Raw genomic sequence first — 19,538 nt, 5'->3', positions numbered from 1 at the left:
CTCGGATCGTGATCTAAGTTACCGTTTGGCACAACTTAATCTTTTTTGCTCAAAGCTCGCGCATCACTTGCCCTAAAAATGCGGGCGGAATCTGCGACAGTGCTTGAGTTTGCCCCTGAATGCCATCGCGCTCATAGATACCTCGGATAATTTGACTGAACTGCCCGACCGCACTTTTTTGAAATTCCGGCTGATTTTCCCATCCTTGCGCCGCTCGAACTTGATGCCTCAGTGCATGATGAAGAAATTTCGTCCGATCGCTAAGGCTCAATTCAGTTCGGGCATCGATCGCAGTTTGATAGTAAGCCAATCCAATATGATGATGCGTCGCAGACAGATCAAAGCTTAAAGGTGGTGCGTGAGGGGTGCTTGCAGCTTCGAGATATTGCACTGCACTGAGGGCTTCTTGATAAGCATCGATCGCACAAAGCAGATGAATTGATCGATCGTCGTAATGCGTCGTTTGTTGGTTTGCTAAGTGCCAGTAAGCCGTTCCTAAATTGTTCTGAGTGGCAGCGTAAGCGAGTGGGGCGGCTTCTAGGGTGCGATAGATTAATGCAACTCGATAAGCGCCGATTGCTAAATGCAGAAAGTCCTCTGCCATTGCCAACTCTTGAACGGCTTGATCACAGCGCGATAAATTCCAGTATGCGGTGCCCAAATTATTCTGAAGCATTGCGTAGTAAAGCGGTTCGTGCTCTGGCGTGTAATATCTGAGTGCTTCATTGTAAGCTTCGACCGCTGCTTGAAGATGCTGCACTGGGGCGCGATGCTGCGCCATGTTCCAGTATGCGGTGCCTAAATTGTTCTGAGTAGCAGCATATCGGGCTGGATCAGTTTCAAACGGACGAGCTTGAATCGAGGCACGATAGGCATCGATCGCTGATTGTAAATTCTCTTCAGGCGATTGATGCAGTGCAAGATCGCTATAAACCGATCCTAAATTGTTCTGAATCATCGCGTAGGTTTGCGGCTGATGTTCTGGATTCGTACGATCGACTGCAAACTGATACGCTTTGAGCGCTTTTTCTAAATTGGTGACAACAGAGCCGCTACCGCTCCGCGCTTTGATCCAGTACAAATTCGCAATGTCATTGAGCAGATCAGGCACTTCATCGGATTTCATGTCTACAAGCTTTAGAGCTTGCTCATAGGCGCGAATCACGATCGTTAAATGCTCAGCCGCAGGGCGAACCGGATCAAGTCGATCGCGATACCAATCTCCGAGTTGACGATAAGGAACAGCGAGAGAGGCAGCCGACGATCGCGCTTGGTGTAAGTCCTCGATTTGTTGCAAAATTCGCAGCGGTTCAGAATCGGGATTATTTGTTTCTAAAACGTTCACCAGTGCCGTTTGATCATCGAGATTGACGGTTTGCATCACGGATGCCACGACAAAATCAGCCAGTTCAGAATCCAGCTTGAATTTTCGATACCCGTTTGATGATCCATTCGGTGCAGGTTGAGATTGAATTTGATCCTGCCCGAATGGATCACCTTCAAACTCAAATAAACCTGTCCGCCACTGCCAAAATTCAGGAACCGATTGCTGAATCGCTCGACACCAGGGACGAGTAACCCAGAGAACCAGATTGAATTCTAAATTTCCGAGTTGTTGCGCGATCGTGGTTAATGATTCTAGAAAAATTCGCTGAATGTGAACGGGTTGGCGCGTTAATCGATCGATTCCTGTAATCTGAAAATTCGGAACTCCACTTTCAGGATTCAAATACGGCTGAAGTTGATCCAGTACATCTGGATTGTCTAAATTCAGCGCAAAACTGGTAAACCGTGAACCGTGCGGATTTAACTCGATCGCTAAATCGGTTTCGAGCTGAGTTGCCAACTGACTCCGCAGCGCTGGGTCATCACTAACGGCGATCAAAATCTGCCGACGAAGATTCAAACTCAACGCCAACCGTAAGCGGAGGTAAATCTGTTGATTCAGGCTTGGAGAACCCTGAGCGATGATCTCAGTCACGGGAATATCAGGAGCAAAGTGACGATCGACAACAGACATCAGCATTACAGGAACCGGGCAATAAGCGCAGTATAAACGAGATACTGATTTCTTCGTCCGTTTCTACTGGTGTTCAGGATGAAACTAATTTTTCCGTGTAAATACTATTGTTTTGCTTCCAATTAGAAAAACCAGGCTACTCAATCTCGAAGTAACCTGGTTTTGCTTGAATTTTATTGTGAGTGAAAACTTTGTGCCAGCGTTAGGATACGGAAACCGCAACAAACATCAAGCCTCCGACCAATATCGCACCAACCGTGCCGAGAATGATGAAGTTACGCTTTTGGCTTGCAGTGGGTGGTTCTGCCTCATACATTTTCGGTTCGACCGCGAAATTGTTTAGCAAACCACCTTCTTCCTTGACATATCGCATGAGCAAATTTCCCTTAGTGTTTTGTTAACTTTAACAATCTTAGGGCAATTGCTCTCACTCTTAAGTATGAAAACTTAATATTTTGGAATGGTTTTCCTACGAATTAATTCTGCCTGTCATCGGAGAACTTGCACTGGCATATTCCTTCACAGGAATTCGTCCCGCCTGATACGCTAATCGTCCGGCTTCCGCTGCGAGATTCATCGCCCGCGCCATCAGCATCGGATTTGCAGCTTGTGCGATCGCAGTATTAATCAGTAGCGCATCGGCTCCCATTTCCATCGCTTGAGCGGCTTCGCTCGGTGTTCCGATTCCGGCATCGACCACGATCGGAATCTTCGCATTCTCGATAATGATTCCAATATTGGCAGCATTGCGAATTCCTTGACCTGATCCGATCGGAGAACCCAATGGCATCACCGTAGCACATCCCACTTCTTCCAAGCGTTTCGCTAACAGCGGATCAGCGTTCACGTAAGGCAACACGGCAAAACCTTCTTTGACTAATTGCTCAGCAGCTTCGAGTGTCCCGATCGGGTCAGGCAGCAAATACTTTGCATCGGGAATCACTTCGAGTTTGACGAAATTATTGTCTTCTTGTCCCAAGAGTTTCGCCATTTCCCGACCCAATCTTGCCACCCGAATCGCGTCTTCTGCGGTCTGACAGCCAGCGGTGTTGGGCAGCATCCAAATTTTGCTCCAGTCGATCGCTTCTGCGAGTCCTTCGTGTCCAGGGGCATTGGTCTGCACTCGACGAACGGCAACAGTGACAATTTCACAGCCACTTGCCGCGATACTTTGACGCATTTCATCAAAATTCCGATACTTTCCGGTTCCCGTCATGAGGCGAGACTGGAATTTGCGCCCTGCAATGATTAAACTATCATCTAAAGATTTTTCTAGGGGCTTGTCTAAAGTTTGCATTGCTTGTCGCCTCGATTCAATTGCGGATTTTCATTATGACGAAAATCACGCGCTCCCAATCTTGAGAAATAGCAAATTAGTTAGAACAAAACCGCGACCAGTGAAACGCTGCAAGTTGAGAATCAGATTTCTCAGTGAGAACAAAATCAGCGATCGATTTCGCTGTAATCGGAGCCAGCAAAATCCCATTTCGATAGTGTCCAGTTGCCAGCGTCAAATTTGCGAATGGGCTAGAACCGAGAATCGGTAATTCATCTGGAGTTGCAGGACGAAAGCCGTACCAAGTTTCTTCGAGGGTAAATTCTTGAATCGGCGGATAAAGGCGGATTGCAGCAGAAAGTAATTGATGAACCCCGATCGCTGTATTCCCTTTCTGAAATCCAACATTCTCGCTTGTTGCACCAACAATAATTCGCCCATTCTGCCGCGGCACAATGTACGATTCTTCCCCGTAGAGAACTTGCTTGAGCGGGAGAGTTTCGTGCACCCGCACTGATAGCATCTGTCCTTTTCTCGGAAATACCGGAATCGGTAGTAAATCCTGTGACCAAGCTCCGGTTGCTAAAATGTAGCGATCGGCTTTCCAAATTCCTTGAGTCGTTTCCAGATGGGTAATGTTTGAATCAGAGATAAATCGCTCAACGTGAACGCCTGTCTGAATTTCGATTCCTAACTCTTGTGCCGCCATCCAGAGCATTTTCGCCAATGCTCGATTATCGACTTGAGCATCTTGAGGAAACCAGAATCCGCCAACGACTTCATCGCTCAAATCGGGCTGGTGGGAGAGAATCGAAGCTCGATCGAGCATTCCTTCTGAAGCCTGATACCGAGGCGCGAGAATGCCACAAGCCCAATAGCTTGCACTCATTCCGGTGAGCGATTCTAACTTGTGAATCCAATCCGGATAAAGAGCGCGACTGGCAAGACAAAGATCGAGCATCGGACTCGGTGGAATTTCTTCAGCTTGCGGGGCGATCATTCCAGCGGCGGCATGAGTGGCAGCTTCGGAAAAATCGCGACAGAGAATCGTCACCGGAATGCCTTGAGACTTTAGCTCGATCGCGATCGAGAGACCGATAATTCCGCCTCCAATGATCAAAATCTCGCGTCTCTCGGTCATGCTCTACCAAGCTCCCGGAACCGCAGGGGCGGGACGGGTCGAAGCTCCGGAGCCTGTTCCGGTTCCATTTCCGGTTGTGGTTCCGGTGCCAGGATCTTGTGCCACTGTTCCAGAGCCGGGAGTATTGAAATCTTCGGTTCCGGTACCAGGATTAAAATTTGCGATGCTGGTTCGGGTCGCATCAAAATCAGCGATCGGGGGACGATCCGGAGGAGTTTGGGCGGAGGCTTGATTTTGACCAATTTGGTTAGTCGTGCGATCGCTAAACGGCAATGCTCCTAAAATTCTCAATAACCACAGCAGGGCAATCCCCACGAGTACGCCGCCAACAAGTCTTCCGTTTCGATTCATAACAATTTGCCTAATAACGTTCTCATGTTAGAAAGCCCGACAAAAGCGCCTTTTTCGTCAAGTATACCGATTAGGCTTCAGGTTTCCACTGTACGGTGTCATCTTGTCCCCAAAATCCCCCATATTTTGTCACGCGAATGTCACCCAGGACACGAACTTGACAGGATAAGCGGCGGGACTTTTCAGCACTGTGAGGCGGTAGAGATAATCGCGTCTTTTCACGCCATTCCATTTCGGAGACATCGCCCTCAATTTCGACTGCACAAGTGCCACAAGTACCAATTCCATGACAGTTAATCACGGTTGAATTGCCGTTGTACACATCGATTCCATTTTTGAGCAAAACTTGACGTAAATTTGCACCGGATTCACATTCGATCGTTTTTCCCTGAGCTGTAATCTTCGGCATTCTTATCCCTCATCGTTACGATTTGCGAATTGCGATCGTGCTTGTTCCCACGGTCTTTCACAATAGAAGACTGTCTTAATTCTAGAGTTATTCTTTCGAGTCAATCTCCTCATGGCTCAGATTCTTTTGTCGATTTACGATACCACTCTGCGCGATGGCGCTCAACGAGAAGGCATTTCATTCTCGGTTGAAGACAAGATCCGAATCGCACGTCAATTAGATCAGTTAGGCATTCCATTCATCGAAGGGGGATGGCCCGGAGCCAATCCTAAAGACGTGCAATTTTTCTGGCATCTCAAGGAGCAACCTTTGAGTCAAGCGGAAATCGTGGCGTTCTGCTTCACTCGTCGTCCAGGAAAAACTGCCGCAACTGATCCGATGTTGCAGCCGATTTTGGCAGCGGGAACGAAATGGATCACGATCGTTGGCAAGTCCTGGGATTTGCACGTCACCGAAGGACTGCAAACAACGCTCGATGAAAATCTATTGATGATTCAAGATACGATCGCGTATCTCAAACACTGCGATCGACGAATCATTTACGATGCCGAACATTGGTTCGATGGCTACAAGCACAATCCAGACTATGCGCTGAAAACTTTAGAGGCGGCGATTTTGGCGGGTGCAGAATGGATCACGCTCTGTGATACAAATGGGGGAACCCTGCCACACGAAGTCGATCGCATTGTGCGCGAAGTGATCGATGCGATTCCACCGACTCAGATCGGCATTCACACCCACAACGATTGTGAGTTAGCGATCGCGAATGCCCTCTCCGCTGTGAATGCTGGTGCAACCATGGTTCAAGGCACAATTAACGGTTACGGGGAGCGCTGCGGCAATGCAAATCTTTGCTCTCTGATTCCCAATCTGCAATTAAAGCTTGGCTATCAGTGTTTACCCGCTGAAAAGCTATCCACGCTTACCCAAGTCAGTCGAATTGTCAGTGAAGTTGCGAACCTTGCACCCGATGATCATGCACCGTTTGTCGGATTGTCTGCGTTTGCTCATAAAGGCGGACTACACGTTTCAGCCGTTCAGCGCAATCCAATCACTTACGAGCATTTACAGCCTGAGTTAGTAGGCAATACTCGAAGGATTGTGATATCCGAGCAATCGGGGATGAGTAATATTTTGGCAAAAGCTCGATCGCTCGGTTTCAATCTCGATAAGCACGATCCGACCTGTCGCCAGATTCTCGAATCCCTTAAGCATCTAGAGCAGGATGGCTATCAGTTTGAAGCGGCGGAAGCGAGTTTTGAACTGTTGATTCGAGAAGCTTTGGGAGAGCGATCTTACCCGTTTGAAGTCCGAGGATTCCAAGTGCATTACGACATGATGGCAGAATCAGCACCTGCTCGGAGCTATTGTGGAACGGCTCGATCGCTGGCAACTGTGAAAGTGGCAATTCAAGGCAAAGAAATCCTCGAAGTGGCTGAAGGGAATGGTCCCGTTTCTGCGTTAGATGCTGCTCTAAGAAAAGCTTTGATCAATGTTTATCCTGAGATTGCGACCTTCTACCTCACCGATTACAAGGTGCGGATTCTTGACGGTGCGGCTGGGACATCCGCTAAAACTCGTGTGCTGGTTGAGTCAAGTAACGGTGGTCAACGCTGGGCAACTGTGGGAGTCTCAGGAAATATCCTGGAAGCGTCTTACCAAGCGGTCGTGGAAAGTTTGGAGTATGGGCTATTGTTGCAGCATCGTGCTAAAACAATGCAACCCTGTTAAATCGTCGATCGACTCTCAATGGTTGCCTTACAGGGACATTCGGGGACTGTATGCAGAACCGACATATCGACGACAAAGAATCGCAACTTGGTTAATGCAGACTGCGATCGACTGTATTCAAGTTCTGCTTTATGCCTTAGATAAAATGTTACTCAAGATTGACGTAATTCGATTGATTTAATGTGTAGAACTAGAGGTGTCTAAACTGATAAATCATCCTGATCACAGGTTCGGCAATCCGAATCAATTAAATGTTGAAACGACTTGTCAAAAATCAATGGAAGTACGCTAACATTGGTAACTGAAACGGTGATGCACCGCGAGAAACAGACACCTCCACAGTGAAATGTGTTCAGAGCGGTTGCTTGCACGAGACATTCGCACAATTAATTCACAATCTAAATTATTGGTAGATGATTGGTATGAACCTACAGGTCGCCCATCCGATGGAAAAATTGCAGCGTCAAGTTCAAAAATTGGTGGACTCGAAGCTGCTTAAACCGACTGATAGTCTTTGGAAAATTGCGTTGCTTTACGGCGATGATTGGAGCTATTGGAAACAAGAATTAGAAGCATTCGAGTTTACGATGAAAGATCCCGTCAGTGAACTGTTAGCAGTCGATAGCTGGGAAGAAGATTAATTCAAAAAGCGGGAGAATTTAACCTCTCCCGCTTTTTGCGATTTGCGATCGTATTTGGATGACTCAGAGTTACTTTAATTGATCGAGATTTGGGCGAACCTTAGCGCGGATTGCGATCGCGGTAATGTTGTCATGCCCGTTATACTGATTCGCTAAATCAATCAAATTACTCACACTATGGTCTAGATTGTTCTGCGAACTCAGCATCGGATCAACGTGACTCTGCCAATAGGTTTCAAGCAAATCGTTATCGGTCAAGCCATCCGATGCCAACAGCAGCACCATGTCTTCGTTAATTTCAAAGAACTGCACATCGGGATTCACAAAGTATTCATCACGCGGACCCAATGCCTGAGTTAACTGATAAGCATCCGGGCGACCGTAAGCAATATCTGGCTCGACTCCGCGCAGAATTTCACGCTGTCCGACTTCATGATCGAGCGTGACCTGTTCGAGTCCATGTTTGCGAGTGTAGCGATACAGGCGACTATCACCCACATGAGCGACAGCGGCTTCGGTATCGTGAACTATCACCATCACTAAGGTCGTGCCCATTCTGCCACTGCCCGATCGCAGTCCTTCTTGGTTCACGTTATAAATCGCTTTGTTCGCTTGCTGGATCGCAGTCCGAATCACATCCGCAGAAGGCAACTTTGCCGGATGGACTCCATTATCAATCTCGTGCCAATACTGTCGAAAGTACGTTCTTAACGTGTCGAGTGCCATTTGACTCGCGACTTCTCCGCCTGCATGTCCACCCATGCCATCACACAGCACATACAGCCCTCGTGCTTGAATAACTTTATTCGCTGGAGAGTGCACTTTATCAATCTGCGTATCAATCCCGAAACAGTCTTCGTTATGATCTCGCTGTCGTCCGATGTCAGTTCGTCCCGCATCTTCGAGATTAAACAACTGCATCGGTAAAACCACGGTCGGCATATCATCATTGTCGTGATCCGGTTCAGCGATGACCGTGATCACCTGTTCGGGTTCTTCGGAAGTAGAGGCACTGGGCAGATCGGGCAATTGCGGGTCAGACATGATCTCAGAGTCAGTAAAATCGGCTTGGGTATCGTGCGCGATCGCTTTAAGTCGCGATCGTAGGTCGTCGAGGGTCGAAACAGAGTCGGATAGCAAATCAGCAATCAGGATATGTAAAGATGCGGATTGCGTTTGAGACAGTTGAGCGAGAAGGTTTTGCCAGATTGTACCCAAGTTTTTTAGCGTGGGCGCAGTTGCAAGGTTAGGAATCAATCGTTCTAAACAGAGTAGCTGATCCTCGTCTAATCGGAGATTGGCAGACTCTACTAGACTTTGACACAAGCGATAGGGTTCCAGCGCTTCCCAAATATCAATCATTTCGTAGAACCAGTGGAGAATTTGCAGCAGCGGCACGTTCTGACTGGTTTTGAGAAAGTCGCTCAGAATGGTGAAGTGCGATCGATCTTCGAGAATGAGCACATCGCGATCGTCGTCCTGCCACGCATTGAACAATAAGGGCAAAATCTGATGTAGGTACGGCTCTAATTCGAGATAAGGCACTGCGCTATCCGGTGGCGTGTCGAGGATGGCGGGCTTTAAGGGTTCTCGATCGAGCACTTGCGACGATTCTAAAAGCTCATACCGGGCATCGAGTTGGAAAGTCCGGGAAGGTTTGGACATCCAGAGCGATCGAATCGTGCCTGTGACAGTGCCGCATTTCGGGCAGTCGTAAGCACTCCAATCGACTCGCTCACCACAATTTGGACAGGGTTTCTCAACTAACGAAGTTCCGCACGCCTGACAAAAGTTATGATCTTCTGGATTCTCAAATTGGCATTGAGGGCAGACCAGCATTCCAAGTTCCTCGGTTCCCGATCGAGTTTTTTCTTCAATGGTACGTAGATTCAGCAAGACGGTCGTGATTTTTCAGGCGGGTGTAGCAATCTTAGCTCAGGTTCAACCGAATTCTAGAAATCCGATCTGAGTCCTTGCAGTCCCATTCTGCCTTGATCCTTTAAAATGGAATCCAGCTTTTTCACAGGCGATTGATTTCATGACTACTGCTGCTCCCGTTAAAACTCAGTACGAAGCGATTATCGGACTCGAAACTCACTGTCAGTTGAATACCGAGACGAAGATTTTTTCGGATAGCTCAACCAAGTTTACGACTGATCCTAATGTCAATATTGATCCGGTGTGCATGGGAATGCCGGGAGTCCTGCCTGTTCTAAATCAGAAAGTGCTGGAATATGCAGTCAAGGCAGGACTCGCGCTCAATTGCCAAATTGCACCTTACAGTAAGTTCGATCGCAAACAGTATTTTTATCCGGATCTGCCGAAGAATTATCAAATTTCGCAATATGATTTACCGATCGCTGAACACGGTTGGTTAGAAATTGAAATTACCGATGACAAAGGTAAGCCACTTCTCGATGAAAACGGGAAAGCGAAAACGAAGCGAATCGGGATTACTCGCCTGCACATGGAAGAAGATGCGGGTAAATTGGTGCATGGAGGCAGCGATCGACTGTCGGGATCAACCTATTCACTGGTGGATTACAACCGGGCGGGCATTCCTCTATGCGAAATCGTGTCTGAGCCTGATATGCGAACCGGACAAGAAGCCGCCGAATATGCTCAAGAATTGCGCCGAATCATGCTTTATTTGGGTGTGAGTGACGGCAATATGCAGGAAGGTTCGCTGCGGTGTGATGTGAACGTTTCGGTGCGTCCGGTGGGACAAGAGGAATTCGGCGTAAAGGTCGAAATTAAGAATATGAACTCGTTTAGTGCGATCCAAAAAGCGATCGACTACGAGATCGAACGGCAAACCGCAGCGATCGAGAACGGTGAAAAGATTGTTCAAGAAACGCGCCTTTGGGAAGAAGGGTCACAACGTACGATCAGTATGCGGGTGAAGGAAGGATCGAGCGATTATCGATATTTTCCTGAGCCAGATTTGGGACCGATCGAGGTTGCTTCGGAGCAGTTAGAAGAATGGCGATCGCAGCTTCCCGAATTGCCGTACCAAAAGCGTCACCGTTATGAGGAAGAGTTGGGACTGTCGGCGTATGATGCGCGGATTTTGACCGACGATCGAGCGATCGCCGAATATTTTGAAGCGACGATCGCTGCGAAAGCCAATCCGAAACTGGCAGCAAACTGGATCATGAGCGATATCAGCGCTTATCTGAACAATGAGCGATTAAGTATCACTCAACTAGCACTCAAGCCCGAAACGTTGGCGGAACTGATCGGACTGATCGAAGACGGTACCATCAGCAACAAGATCGGGAAAGATGTCTTGCCGGAATTGTTGAAAACAGGCGGATCGGCAAAAGAGCTAATCGAGAAGAAAGGCTTGATTCAGATTTCGGATGCGGGCGCGATCGAATCTGCGATCGATGCCGTTCTTGCCGCTAACCCGAACGAGCTAGAACAGTACCGCGCGGGTAAGACGAAACTGCTCGGTTTCTTTGTCGGTAAGGTGATGAAGGAAACCGGAGGACGAGCAGATCCGAAGCTCACAAATCAATTGCTGGCGAAGAAGTTGAACAGTTAGAAAATTTTGGGTTGGGCATTTTGCTCAGCCCTTTTTTGATTCTCATGAAAGTTGCATTTTGGCTCATTCCAACCGAGCAAGCTTTCTATCAATCTCTGATTAACGATCTTGCTCAGCGATACGATGCTCCAATTTTCCAACCGCATGTAACTCTTTACAGCGGCAACTTTGAGCGGACTAAAATCTTGGAATTTCTCCGAACCCCGATCGATCTTGTTTTAGCAGTCGATCGCATCACTCATTCTGATCAATTCACTAAAACGCTGTTCATTCAGCTTGTCTCGAATCCGCAACTAGAGCAATTAAGCGAATCAACTCAGAAATATTTTGGCTCACCGTATTCGCTTGATCCGCATCTCAGTCTGATTTACGCGCACTTAAATGAAGCGGAAAAACGATCGCTGTCTGAAAAAATTCGATTACGCGATCGCGTGATTCGCTTCGATCGACTTTCTGCAATTGAAGTTCCAACTCATCCCCAAACCCGCGACGATGTTGAATCTTGGCGTGAAATCACTTTATAAAAGCTTTCTACGGCTTCGTTTGGGTAGCGAGAGATGGCGAGAAGAATGGAAATCTTCTTGAACCTTGTGAGTTAGACGGCGCGAGACTTGGCGAACCACTTGACGAAGAATGCGATCGCCCGTTTTCTGAATCAATGAATCTGGCAGTGCATGAATAAATCTGGGAAACTGAATCGCCACTTTCAAATCAAGCTGCCACTGCACCTGAGTCATTTTTGCAGCCGGATCAAACTGGCTCGGATGTTCAACTAGCTCTAAAGCCGCTTGGAAATCGACTTCATACCCCAGCGGCACCTCACCCGGAACTGGAACCGTCTCAATCCGATAAATGCCTTCTTGCTGCGGCAGGAGGTCTAAACCAACTTTCGGCTCGACATCGTACCCAAACGCCCCGAAATGTCCAATGGTCAGCGCATAGCTATTTTGCCCGATCGATTCAACGTGCATCGGGTGAGCGCAACGATGAAACCAGTCCTGATGCACATCGAGATACTGCGCCACTGTTTGAGCATCCGCATTCATCTCCATGCAGTCGATAAACTGACTAGAAAAGATCGTCGGCTCGTTTAGTAACATTTCACTCGGATGAGCGGACGTTTCACTCGGATGAGCGGCATCCGTGCGGACAAAATTAGGATTAGCGAAATCTGAAGGATCGGTCGGTTGCGATTGCATTCACTCTACACCGTTTGCCGTGGGTCTAGGTCAAGGTTCCCTAAAGGATACAGATAGGATTCAATTTCAGCAGAGCGGCTACTGAAAGTTTATTGAATTAATATCTTTCTGCGGAAGGTGGGAGGTTGTGTTTTACGTTACAAAAGTTAAAACAATACTGTTTTGTATCTTACTTTGTGGACAAGGGTTCTGGAAAGTTATAGCAAAAAATTTCAGCGATCGGGCGGGATCAAGTCTTTCCGCCGCGAGATGTAAAGTGAAAAGAAAGCGATCATAACTGTAGACACTGAATTTTTGGGGATCGTGTATGAAAGCATTTGTCGCAGGCGCAACGGGCGAAACAGGACGGCGGATCGTGAAACAACTCGTCGATCGCGGAATTCCCGTTCGGGCATTGGTACGGAATCCTGACGCGGCTCGATCAATTTTGCCGATCGAGGTCGAGCTAGTTCAAGGGGATGTGTTGCAGGGATCGCAGTTAATCGCTGCAATGGGAGATTCTACAGTGGTGTTTTGTGCGACCGGAGCGAAACCGAGTTTTGATCCCACTCAGCCTTACAAGGTCGATTACGAAGGCACAAAAAATTTAGTCGATGCCGCAAAAGCAAAAGGGATTGAGCATTTCGTTTTTGTAAGTTCGCTTTGTACGTCAAAGCTATTCCACCCCTTGAATTTGTTTTGGTTGATTCTGGTGTGGAAAAAGCAGGCGGAAGAATACCTACAGAAAAGCGGGCTGACTTATACGATCATACGTCCGGGCGGATTGAAAAACGAAGAAAATGAGAATGCGGTCGTCATGTCGTCCGCCGATACGCTTTCTGAGGGCAGCATTCCCCGGACGAAAGTGGCTCAAGTGTGTATCGAGTCGATTTTTCAACCTGCGGCGCGAAATAAAATCGTTGAAATCGTAGCAAATCCAGAAGCGGCTCCCAAACCGTTCTCTGAATTATTTGCACAAGTTGCTTAGGGTAAAAATCGATCAAGTGCCGCCTTCAATTCTTCGATCTCCGCATCGATGTTGCCTTCTTTAGCGGCACGCGACACACATTGCGATAAATGCTCATCTAGAATCATTCGTGCCACTCGATCGAGTGCTCCTCGAACAGCGGCAACCTGAATCAGCACATCGGGGCAAGGTCGATCGCTTTGTACCATCGTTTTAATACCGCGAATGTGCCCTTCAATCCGTGACAACCGATTAATCACTCGGCGCACCGATTCTTCGCTGTGAACGTGGGGATGCGCTGGATCGTGTTCGTGAATCGGCTCAAGGTCGCGAGGTAAATCTGAAGTTGCCATCGTCTCGATCGTGCTGAAGTGTGTACTGATCTTAGTGCTTTCTTACGCTCGGTGGGGAAATGTCGGGAAATCTCTACACAGCAAGTTTTTGTTTCCACTCGTAGGATAGGAATAATGGCTATGCGGCATTTCCACGGATGATGATTTATGCAACGCTCTAAGATTTTGAATCGTTTCCGCCGACTGCAATTCGCGATCGTTACGATTGCGATGCTGTTCGGTTTGATGTCTTTCCCAGTTCCAGCTTTAGCCGAACCGACGACTGAAGTGGCTCAAGCGCAAAAAGCGATCGAGCGCGGTAGTTTTGTTGCCGAAGCGGTTCAGAAAGTGGGATCGGCAGTCGTGAGAATCGACACTGAGAAAACGGTGACTCGTCGAGCAAATCCGATGCTCGATGATCCGATGTTCCGGCAGTTTTTTGGTGAAGATTTCTCCACTGCGCCGCGATCGGAAACGTTGCGCGGTCAGGGGTCAGGGTTTGTAATCGATAAAAGCGGCGTGATTTTAACCAATTCTCATGTCGTCAACGGAACGGATAAGGTGACGGTGACGCTAAAAGATGGGCGCGTCTTTGAAGGGAAAGTGCGCGGATTCGATGAAGTCACCGATTTAGCTGTAGTAAAAATCGACGGCAAAGATTTACCCGTTGCGCCATTAGCAGATTCGGATCAAGTGAATGTGGGAGATTGGGCGATCGCGGTTGGCAATCCGCTCGGACTCGATAACACAGTGACTTTGGGAATTATCAGCACCTTACATCGATCGAGTGCTCAAGTTGGTTTAACCGATAAGCGATTAGATTTTCTGCAAACCGATGCCGCGATTAATCCGGGTAATTCTGGAGGTCCATTGTTAAACGATCGTGGTGAAGTGATCGGAATTAACACCGCAATTCGCGCTGATGCGATGGGAATCGGATTTGCAATTCCAATCAATAAAGCGAAAACGATTAAAGATGCGTTAGCGCGAGGTGAAAAGATTCCGCATCCGTATCTGGGCGTTCAGATGACGACGCTTACCCCTGAGATTGCACGTCAGAACAACACTGATCCGAACTCTGCGTTTGAAGTGCCAGAAGTGAATGGCGTGATTGTAGTCCGAGTCTTGCCAAATTCGCCTGCTGCGATCGCGGGAATTCGTCGCGGCGATGTGATCACAGAAATTGATGGTAAACCGATGACGAAAGCCGAACAGCTTCAAGAATTGGTTGAAACGACTAAACTGGGTCAGACGCTGAAAGTTCAAGTTCGCCGGAATGGTCAGGTGCAGCAATTAGCAGTGAAACCTGCGGAATTGCAGGATGCTAGTTGAGGTATTTTGCTAAATCAGGAGTTAGGCAGAAATAGTCCGTCTAACACTCCAATTAAGAAGATTAGACCGATGATTTTCTGTCTAATTCCTGATTTTGAAGATTAAACTGAGAACATTCTGCATAACTACTCAATCTAGGATTTTGGGAAGATTCAGGCAACAACAGTTGCAAGCTGAACGTGGAAGATCTTCTGAGACGATTAGCGTAGTGTGTAACACAGTTCGATCGCGGCAGGCTTCCGAGTCTCAGTTAGGTTTTCTCAGCACCTTAAGAGTAAGCGTTACAATTTACTCAGTCTCACAAGCAGCTTTGACTATGAGTACACTTGACCAAGTGCTGGAAACCGCTTTGCAACTCTCCTACGAGCAACAAGAGATGCTGATTAAAATTCTACAAAATCGACATCATCAAAGCCGTCGAGCAGAAATTGCTGCGGATGCTCAGCAAAGTTTGGTTGATTTCCGTGCAGGTAAATTTCGACCTCAATCATCCCAGAGTGTAATTGCAGAACTGCGTCAATCTCTGGATGACGCAGAAACATGAGGTCTCTGATTTTAACGCATAAAAGATCGATCGTAAAGCTCACACTAAAATGTTCTGCATGAAAAAGCTGATGTACTTAGTAAAGCTCTAAACAGTGAAGATTAGGATTGTCTAACAATTCCTGAATTGCTTGACTTCCGGCACGAATTAGAGCTTCTACTTGATTAGTTGGAGCATTTCCACAACGTAACCACACAACTTTAGGGGGTGAACCATATAAACGGCTCCGCTCCCCAAAATCGGCATCTTGAGTGACAATACAAAAACCGTTTACTTTTGCAAACTCCCAAATTTCGGTGTCTGTCCTCTCTTGTAAACTGTGAGACTGAACATGGCTAGAATCAGGAAAGATGTCTGCTAACCGAAATACAAGCTTACGACTCAAATTTTGATCAAACAGTAGCTTCAAACAGCACCTACCGATGTAACGAGACGATGCTCTCGATCAGCCGCAAACTCTAAACATGCTTTAATATCCATCTCCGTCAACTCAGGAAAATCTTCTAAAATCTCTGCATGTGACATCCCTGCTGCCAGCCAACCCAAGACATCATAAACCGTAATTCTCATTCGTCGGATACAAGGCTTGCCACCTCGCTTATCAGGTTCGATCGTGATGATGTCGCGATAGCTCATCTTGGAAGCTCTAAATAGTACACCTTTTATTCTAAAGCAGCTTAGCGCTACGTTCCGGGGCGCGATCGCAGTTCGTCACTCATAAATGATCGATCGCCCAAAATCTTCAGTTTCGGTCCATACTTGCCAAATTCAACGATACTCACTGAAGCAGCAGGCGCATCAATGCGATCGCGATATCGCCCTAGATCAATCCCAAGCAGTCCACACAGTATGATCCGAATTGTTGATTTGTGTGAAACCACAAATACATTTCCGTCTTCGTGCTTTTGTGTAATCTCAGTCATCACTAATTCAGCTCGACTCGCAATCTGAATCGCCGTTTCTCCGCCCGGTGGAGCATTCCAAGCAGGTTCTGTCATCCAATGAATATAATTCTCTGAATCGTTTTCTCTCACATCATCTTGAGTCTTTCCTTCCCATTCACCGAAGTTAATTTCTCGCAATCCGTCTCGCAATTGCATTTCTAATCCAACGGCATCACAGAGCGGTTTTGCAGTCGCGATCGTGCGTTTCATGGGACTGACATAAGCGGCTGTCCAATCGAGATGAGAGTGCGCCTTGCCGAATGCGATCGCCATTTGTAACCCTGCATCGGTCAAATCGGGATTGAGCGAACCACAAAAGCCTCCAGACTGACTGTATGTGGTTTCGCCGTGACGCATGAAATAAACAGTGAGAGCCATAACTTACATCAAAGATTCAGGACAGTGGATCGAGCAAGCTTCACCCGGCGGACAGACTTTGAGCGGCGGAACATCCCAGATTAATTTGGCATATTCGCGAATGGCGCGATCGGAAGAGAATTTACCCATCCGTACCGAGTTCAAAATCGACATCCGCACCCATTGATCTTGATCGCGGTAGGCTTGACTGACTCGATCTTGTGCCTCAATGTACGATCGGTAATCTGCCAAAAGTAGATAAGGATCTTGATACAGGAGGGAATTCACCAAAGGTTTGAATAGAACCGCATCACCTTTGGAGAAGTAGCCGGAGGAAATGAGATCGATCGCTTGTTTGAGTTCTGGGTTTTCGTTGTAGTACTCGATGGGTTTGTAGCCTTTTGCTTTGAGATCAGCGACTTGGGGAGCCGTTAACCCGAATAAGAAAAAGTTTTCTTCCCCGACTTCTTCGCGGATTTCGATATTTGCACCGTCGAGGGTTCCGATCGTTAATGCGCCGTTCATCGAGAATTTCATGTTTCCGGTTCCCGATGCTTCTTTGCCAGCGGTCGAAATCTGCTCAGACAAGTCAGCAGCAGGATAGACTCGCTGAGCGAATTTCACGTTGTAGTCTTTGAGAAAGATGACTTTGATCTGTCCATGAACCGCTGGATCGGTGTTGATCACATCCGCGATCGAGTTAATCAGTTTAATAATTAACTTCGCCATGTAGTACCCTGGTGCAGCTTTACCGCCGAAGATGAAAGTACGAGGCGTAATCTCTAAACTAGGATCAGCTTTTAAGCGATTGTACAAAGTCACAATGTGCAGAACATTCAAGTGCTGACGTTTGTACTCATGGAAGCGTTTGGATTGAATATCAAAGATAGAATCGACATTCACTTCAATGCCGTTCTCTTTCTGAATGTAGTTTGCTAGGTCTTGCTTAATTGCTTGCTTGATCTGTCGCCAGTCTTCTCGGAACTGTGGATCATCAATGAATTGTTCTAGCTCGCGAAGTTCATTAAGGTTTTTAATCCAGTTTTCGCCGATCTTGCTGGTGATCAAATTCGACAGTCTTGGATTGCTCAAGACCATAAAGCGTCTGGGTGTCACGCCATTCGTTTTATTGTTAAATCGTTCCGGATACATCTGGGCAAAATCGTGCAATACATCCTGCTTTAATAGTTCGGTGTGGAGTTCAGCGACACCATTGATCGAATAGCTACCCACAGTTGCAAGATGCGCCATTCTTACATATCGTTCACCTGCTTCATCGATCAATGACATTCGACGAACTCGATCGACATCTTTCGGAAACTTCGATCGCACTTCATCTAAGAATCGCGCATTGATTTCATAAATAATCTCTAAATGTCGTGGCAACAATGAGCCGAAAAGCTTGATTGTCCAGCGTTCTAGAGCTTCCGGTAACAGGGTGTGATTCGTATAAGCAAAAGTATTCCGGGTAATGTTCCAAGCGGTATTCCAATCCAAACCGTGATCATCGAGCAACAATCGCATCAATTCGGCAACTGCGATCGCGGGATGAGTGTCATTTAACTGCAACGTAAACTTCTCGTGCAATATTTCTAAAGGCAATCCGCGCCGCTCATGATGAATCCGAATCACATCTTGCAGCGAACAAGAGACGAAAAAGTATTGTTGCTCTAATCGGAGTTGTTTTCCTTGAATTTGCTCATCGTTCGGGTACAGGACTTTCGAGAGATTCTCAGAAATAACTTTGCTTCCGACTGCCCCATAGTAATCTCCAGAATTGAACGCGGCAAAATCGAAAGAATCAACCGCTTGAGCAGACCAAAGGCGCAGCGTGTTTGCGGTGTCGGTCTTGTAGCCTAAGATTGGAGTGTCATAAGGAATGCCGTTGAGAATGCGATCGGGAATCCATCGAACTCGGCTCCGTCCTTGTTCATCGACATAGCTTTCAGTCCGTCCACCCAGCTTAATTTCAACTGCCCATTCTGGTCGCGCCAATTCCCAGGGATTACCGTTTTTCAGCCATTTATCTGTGATTTCGACTTGCCAACCGTCGCGGATATCTTGGTCAAAGATGCCGAATTCGTAACGGATTCCATAACCGATCGAGGGAATTTCCAAAGTCGCCATCGAATCGAGATAGCAAGCTGCCAATCGTCCTAAGCCACCGTTACCCAGTCCGGGTTCTTCTTCTTGTGCTAATAGTTCATCAAAGTTCAAGCCCAATTCCTGAACGGCTTGGCGCATCTCCTCATAGATATCCAAATTGATCAAGTTATTGCCGAGATGCGGTCCCATGAGGAACTCTGCCGAAAGATAGCAAATCTCACGCGGCTGAACTTTCGTATAAGTTTGCGTGGTGATCAGCCAGTTTCGGAGTAAGCGATCGCGAACCGTGTACGCCAACGCCATGTAGTAATCATTCAGCGTCGCAATCTCTGGAAATTTGCCTTGAATATAAAATAGATTGTTCAGGATCGATTGTTTGAGCGATTCGACATCTAAATCAGTGCGATCGTCTTGGGGTTGAACTTGAATATCTTCGGCTTGCATAACGGAGGAGGATGAACAGCAAAGTCTGACTGCCGATACGCTAACAGAAAACCCGGAATTAAAATCGTAAATCATCCTTAAAAACTAGATAGCTCAAGGACTTGGTAAATCAGGATACATTTAGCTTGTTAAAACCAGGAAATGACGTTGTTTAGAAGATAACTAAGAAGTATGGGAAGTCTCTTCGCTCTCGTTACACTCCCGCCCTGAAATGAATT

At 47.1% G+C, this 19,538-nt stretch carries 21 protein-coding genes; 8 read left to right on the top strand and 13 right to left on the bottom strand.

Translation table 11 applies throughout. From position 1 onward, the window contains the following. Positions 1-49: 49 nt before the first annotated feature. From NIES2104_RS18305 to NIES2104_RS18285, 6 genes are all read right to left on the bottom strand, one after another. Positions 50-2,020 (bottom strand): tetratricopeptide repeat protein, encoded by a 1,971-nt coding sequence (locus tag NIES2104_RS18305; RefSeq protein WP_058999710.1) that lies wholly within the window; start codon positions 2,018-2,020, stop codon positions 50-52. 202 nt (positions 2,021-2,222) lie between these two features. After that, complete coding sequence (psb34, locus tag NIES2104_RS31895; protein ID WP_156426990.1) at positions 2,223-2,393, bottom strand: photosystem II assembly protein Psb34; 171 nt, start codon at positions 2,391-2,393, stop codon at positions 2,223-2,225. Positions 2,394-2,489: 96 nt separating this feature from the next. Next, on the bottom strand, positions 2,490-3,317 hold the full coding sequence (locus NIES2104_RS18300; RefSeq protein ID WP_058999709.1) for a thiazole synthase: 828 nt from the start codon (positions 3,315-3,317) through the stop codon (positions 2,490-2,492). Between the two features lie 76 nt (positions 3,318-3,393). Continuing rightward, positions 3,394-4,437: a glycine oxidase ThiO gene (gene thiO / locus NIES2104_RS18295; protein ID WP_058999708.1), complete on the bottom strand. Its 1,044-nt coding sequence runs from the start codon at positions 4,435-4,437 to the stop codon at positions 3,394-3,396. A gap of 3 nt (positions 4,438-4,440) precedes the next feature. Further along, positions 4,441-4,788 (bottom strand): hypothetical protein, encoded by a 348-nt coding sequence (locus tag NIES2104_RS18290; protein ID WP_058999707.1) that lies wholly within the window; start codon positions 4,786-4,788, stop codon positions 4,441-4,443. A gap of 70 nt (positions 4,789-4,858) precedes the next feature. Next, a complete protein-coding gene (locus NIES2104_RS18285; protein WP_058999706.1) occupies positions 4,859-5,197 on the bottom strand; it encodes a 2Fe-2S iron-sulfur cluster-binding protein in 339 nt (112 codons plus the stop codon). A gap of 111 nt (positions 5,198-5,308) precedes the next feature. Here NIES2104_RS18285 and cimA point away from each other — a divergent pair, with 111 nt between their 5' ends. From cimA to NIES2104_RS18275, 3 genes are all read left to right on the top strand, one after another. Next, positions 5,309-6,928, top strand: coding sequence for a citramalate synthase (gene cimA, locus NIES2104_RS18280; protein ID WP_058999705.1), 1,620 nt, complete (start codon positions 5,309-5,311; stop codon positions 6,926-6,928). Further along, on the top strand, positions 6,882-7,109 hold the full coding sequence (locus NIES2104_RS31890; RefSeq protein ID WP_156426989.1) for a hypothetical protein: 228 nt from the start codon (positions 6,882-6,884) through the stop codon (positions 7,107-7,109). The genes cimA and NIES2104_RS31890 overlap by 47 nt, the downstream gene beginning before the upstream one ends. Before the next feature lie 241 nt (positions 7,110-7,350). Then, the gene (locus NIES2104_RS18275; protein ID WP_059001872.1) at positions 7,351-7,569 is read left to right on the top strand and encodes a DUF4327 family protein; all 219 of its coding nucleotides are present in this window, start codon (positions 7,351-7,353) and stop codon (positions 7,567-7,569) included. A 69-nt stretch (positions 7,570-7,638) separates the two neighbouring features. Here NIES2104_RS18275 and NIES2104_RS18270 read toward each other — a convergent pair whose 3' ends face one another. Continuing rightward, a complete protein-coding gene (locus tag NIES2104_RS18270) occupies positions 7,639-9,465 on the bottom strand; it encodes a serine/threonine phosphatase (protein WP_058999704.1) in 1,827 nt (608 codons plus the stop codon). 142 nt (positions 9,466-9,607) lie between these two features. Here NIES2104_RS18270 and gatB point away from each other — a divergent pair, with 142 nt between their 5' ends. Continuing rightward, positions 9,608-11,116, top strand: coding sequence for an Asp-tRNA(Asn)/Glu-tRNA(Gln) amidotransferase subunit GatB (gene gatB / locus NIES2104_RS18265; protein ID WP_058999703.1), 1,509 nt, complete (start codon positions 9,608-9,610; stop codon positions 11,114-11,116). 44 nt (positions 11,117-11,160) lie between these two features. Then, positions 11,161-11,640, top strand: a complete 480-nt coding sequence (locus tag NIES2104_RS18260) for a hypothetical protein (protein WP_072218217.1) — start codon at positions 11,161-11,163, stop codon at positions 11,638-11,640. On the opposite strand, the gene NIES2104_RS18255 is transcribed toward NIES2104_RS18260, so the two are convergent. Further along, the gene (locus tag NIES2104_RS18255; RefSeq protein WP_058999701.1) at positions 11,635-12,315 is read right to left on the bottom strand and encodes a DUF1997 domain-containing protein; all 681 of its coding nucleotides are present in this window, start codon (positions 12,313-12,315) and stop codon (positions 11,635-11,637) included. The genes NIES2104_RS18260 and NIES2104_RS18255 overlap by 6 nt on opposite strands. A gap of 307 nt (positions 12,316-12,622) precedes the next feature. On the opposite strand from NIES2104_RS18255, the gene NIES2104_RS18250 reads away from it, so the two are divergent. Next, complete coding sequence (locus tag NIES2104_RS18250; protein ID WP_058999700.1) at positions 12,623-13,282, top strand: SDR family oxidoreductase; 660 nt, start codon at positions 12,623-12,625, stop codon at positions 13,280-13,282. Here NIES2104_RS18250 and NIES2104_RS18245 read toward each other — a convergent pair. Further along, positions 13,279-13,614: a metal-sensitive transcriptional regulator gene (locus NIES2104_RS18245; RefSeq protein WP_058999699.1), complete on the bottom strand. Its 336-nt coding sequence runs from the start codon at positions 13,612-13,614 to the stop codon at positions 13,279-13,281. The two genes, NIES2104_RS18250 and NIES2104_RS18245, sit on opposite strands and share 4 nt — an antisense overlap. A 147-nt stretch (positions 13,615-13,761) precedes the next feature. Between NIES2104_RS18245 and NIES2104_RS18240 the strand changes: the two genes are divergently transcribed. Both NIES2104_RS18240 and NIES2104_RS18235 read left to right on the top strand, forming a co-directional pair. Next, positions 13,762-14,925 carry an HhoA/HhoB/HtrA family serine endopeptidase gene (locus tag NIES2104_RS18240; RefSeq protein WP_058999698.1) on the top strand — a complete coding sequence of 388 codons (1,164 nt, stop codon included), beginning with the start codon at positions 13,762-13,764 and terminating at the stop codon, positions 14,923-14,925. Between the two features lie 316 nt (positions 14,926-15,241). Further along, a complete protein-coding gene (locus NIES2104_RS18235) occupies positions 15,242-15,469 on the top strand; it encodes a hypothetical protein (protein WP_058999697.1) in 228 nt (75 codons plus the stop codon). Positions 15,470-15,545: 76 nt separating this feature from the next. Here the strand turns inward: NIES2104_RS18235 and NIES2104_RS18230 are convergent, their stop codons facing one another. The 4 genes from NIES2104_RS18230 to NIES2104_RS18215 are packed head-to-tail and all read right to left on the bottom strand — an operon-like array spanning position 15,546 to position 19,320. Next, entirely contained in the window at positions 15,546-15,878 is a 333-nt protein-coding gene (locus tag NIES2104_RS18230; protein WP_058999696.1) for a DUF5615 family PIN-like protein, read from the bottom strand. Continuing rightward, positions 15,875-16,105 carry a DUF433 domain-containing protein gene (locus NIES2104_RS18225; RefSeq protein WP_058999695.1) on the bottom strand — a complete coding sequence of 77 codons (231 nt, stop codon included), beginning with the start codon at positions 16,103-16,105 and terminating at the stop codon, positions 15,875-15,877. Before NIES2104_RS18225 ends, NIES2104_RS18230 begins: the two co-directional genes overlap by 4 nt. Before the next feature lie 47 nt (positions 16,106-16,152). Next, positions 16,153-16,791 carry a histidine phosphatase family protein gene (locus NIES2104_RS18220; protein ID WP_058999694.1) on the bottom strand — a complete coding sequence of 213 codons (639 nt, stop codon included), beginning with the start codon at positions 16,789-16,791 and terminating at the stop codon, positions 16,153-16,155. A 3-nt stretch (positions 16,792-16,794) separates the two neighbouring features. Then, positions 16,795-19,320, bottom strand: a complete 2,526-nt coding sequence (locus NIES2104_RS18215; protein ID WP_058999693.1) for a glycogen/starch/alpha-glucan phosphorylase — start codon at positions 19,318-19,320, stop codon at positions 16,795-16,797. Positions 19,321-19,538: the final 218 nt, after the last annotated feature.

The sequence above is a fragment of the Leptolyngbya sp. NIES-2104 genome (genome assembly GCF_001485215.1).
Lineage (GTDB): Bacteria > Cyanobacteriota > Cyanobacteriia > Leptolyngbyales > Leptolyngbyaceae > Leptolyngbya.
The sequence above is the reverse complement of the archived record's forward strand: the minus strand, read 5'-3'. Positions and strand labels throughout refer to the sequence as shown.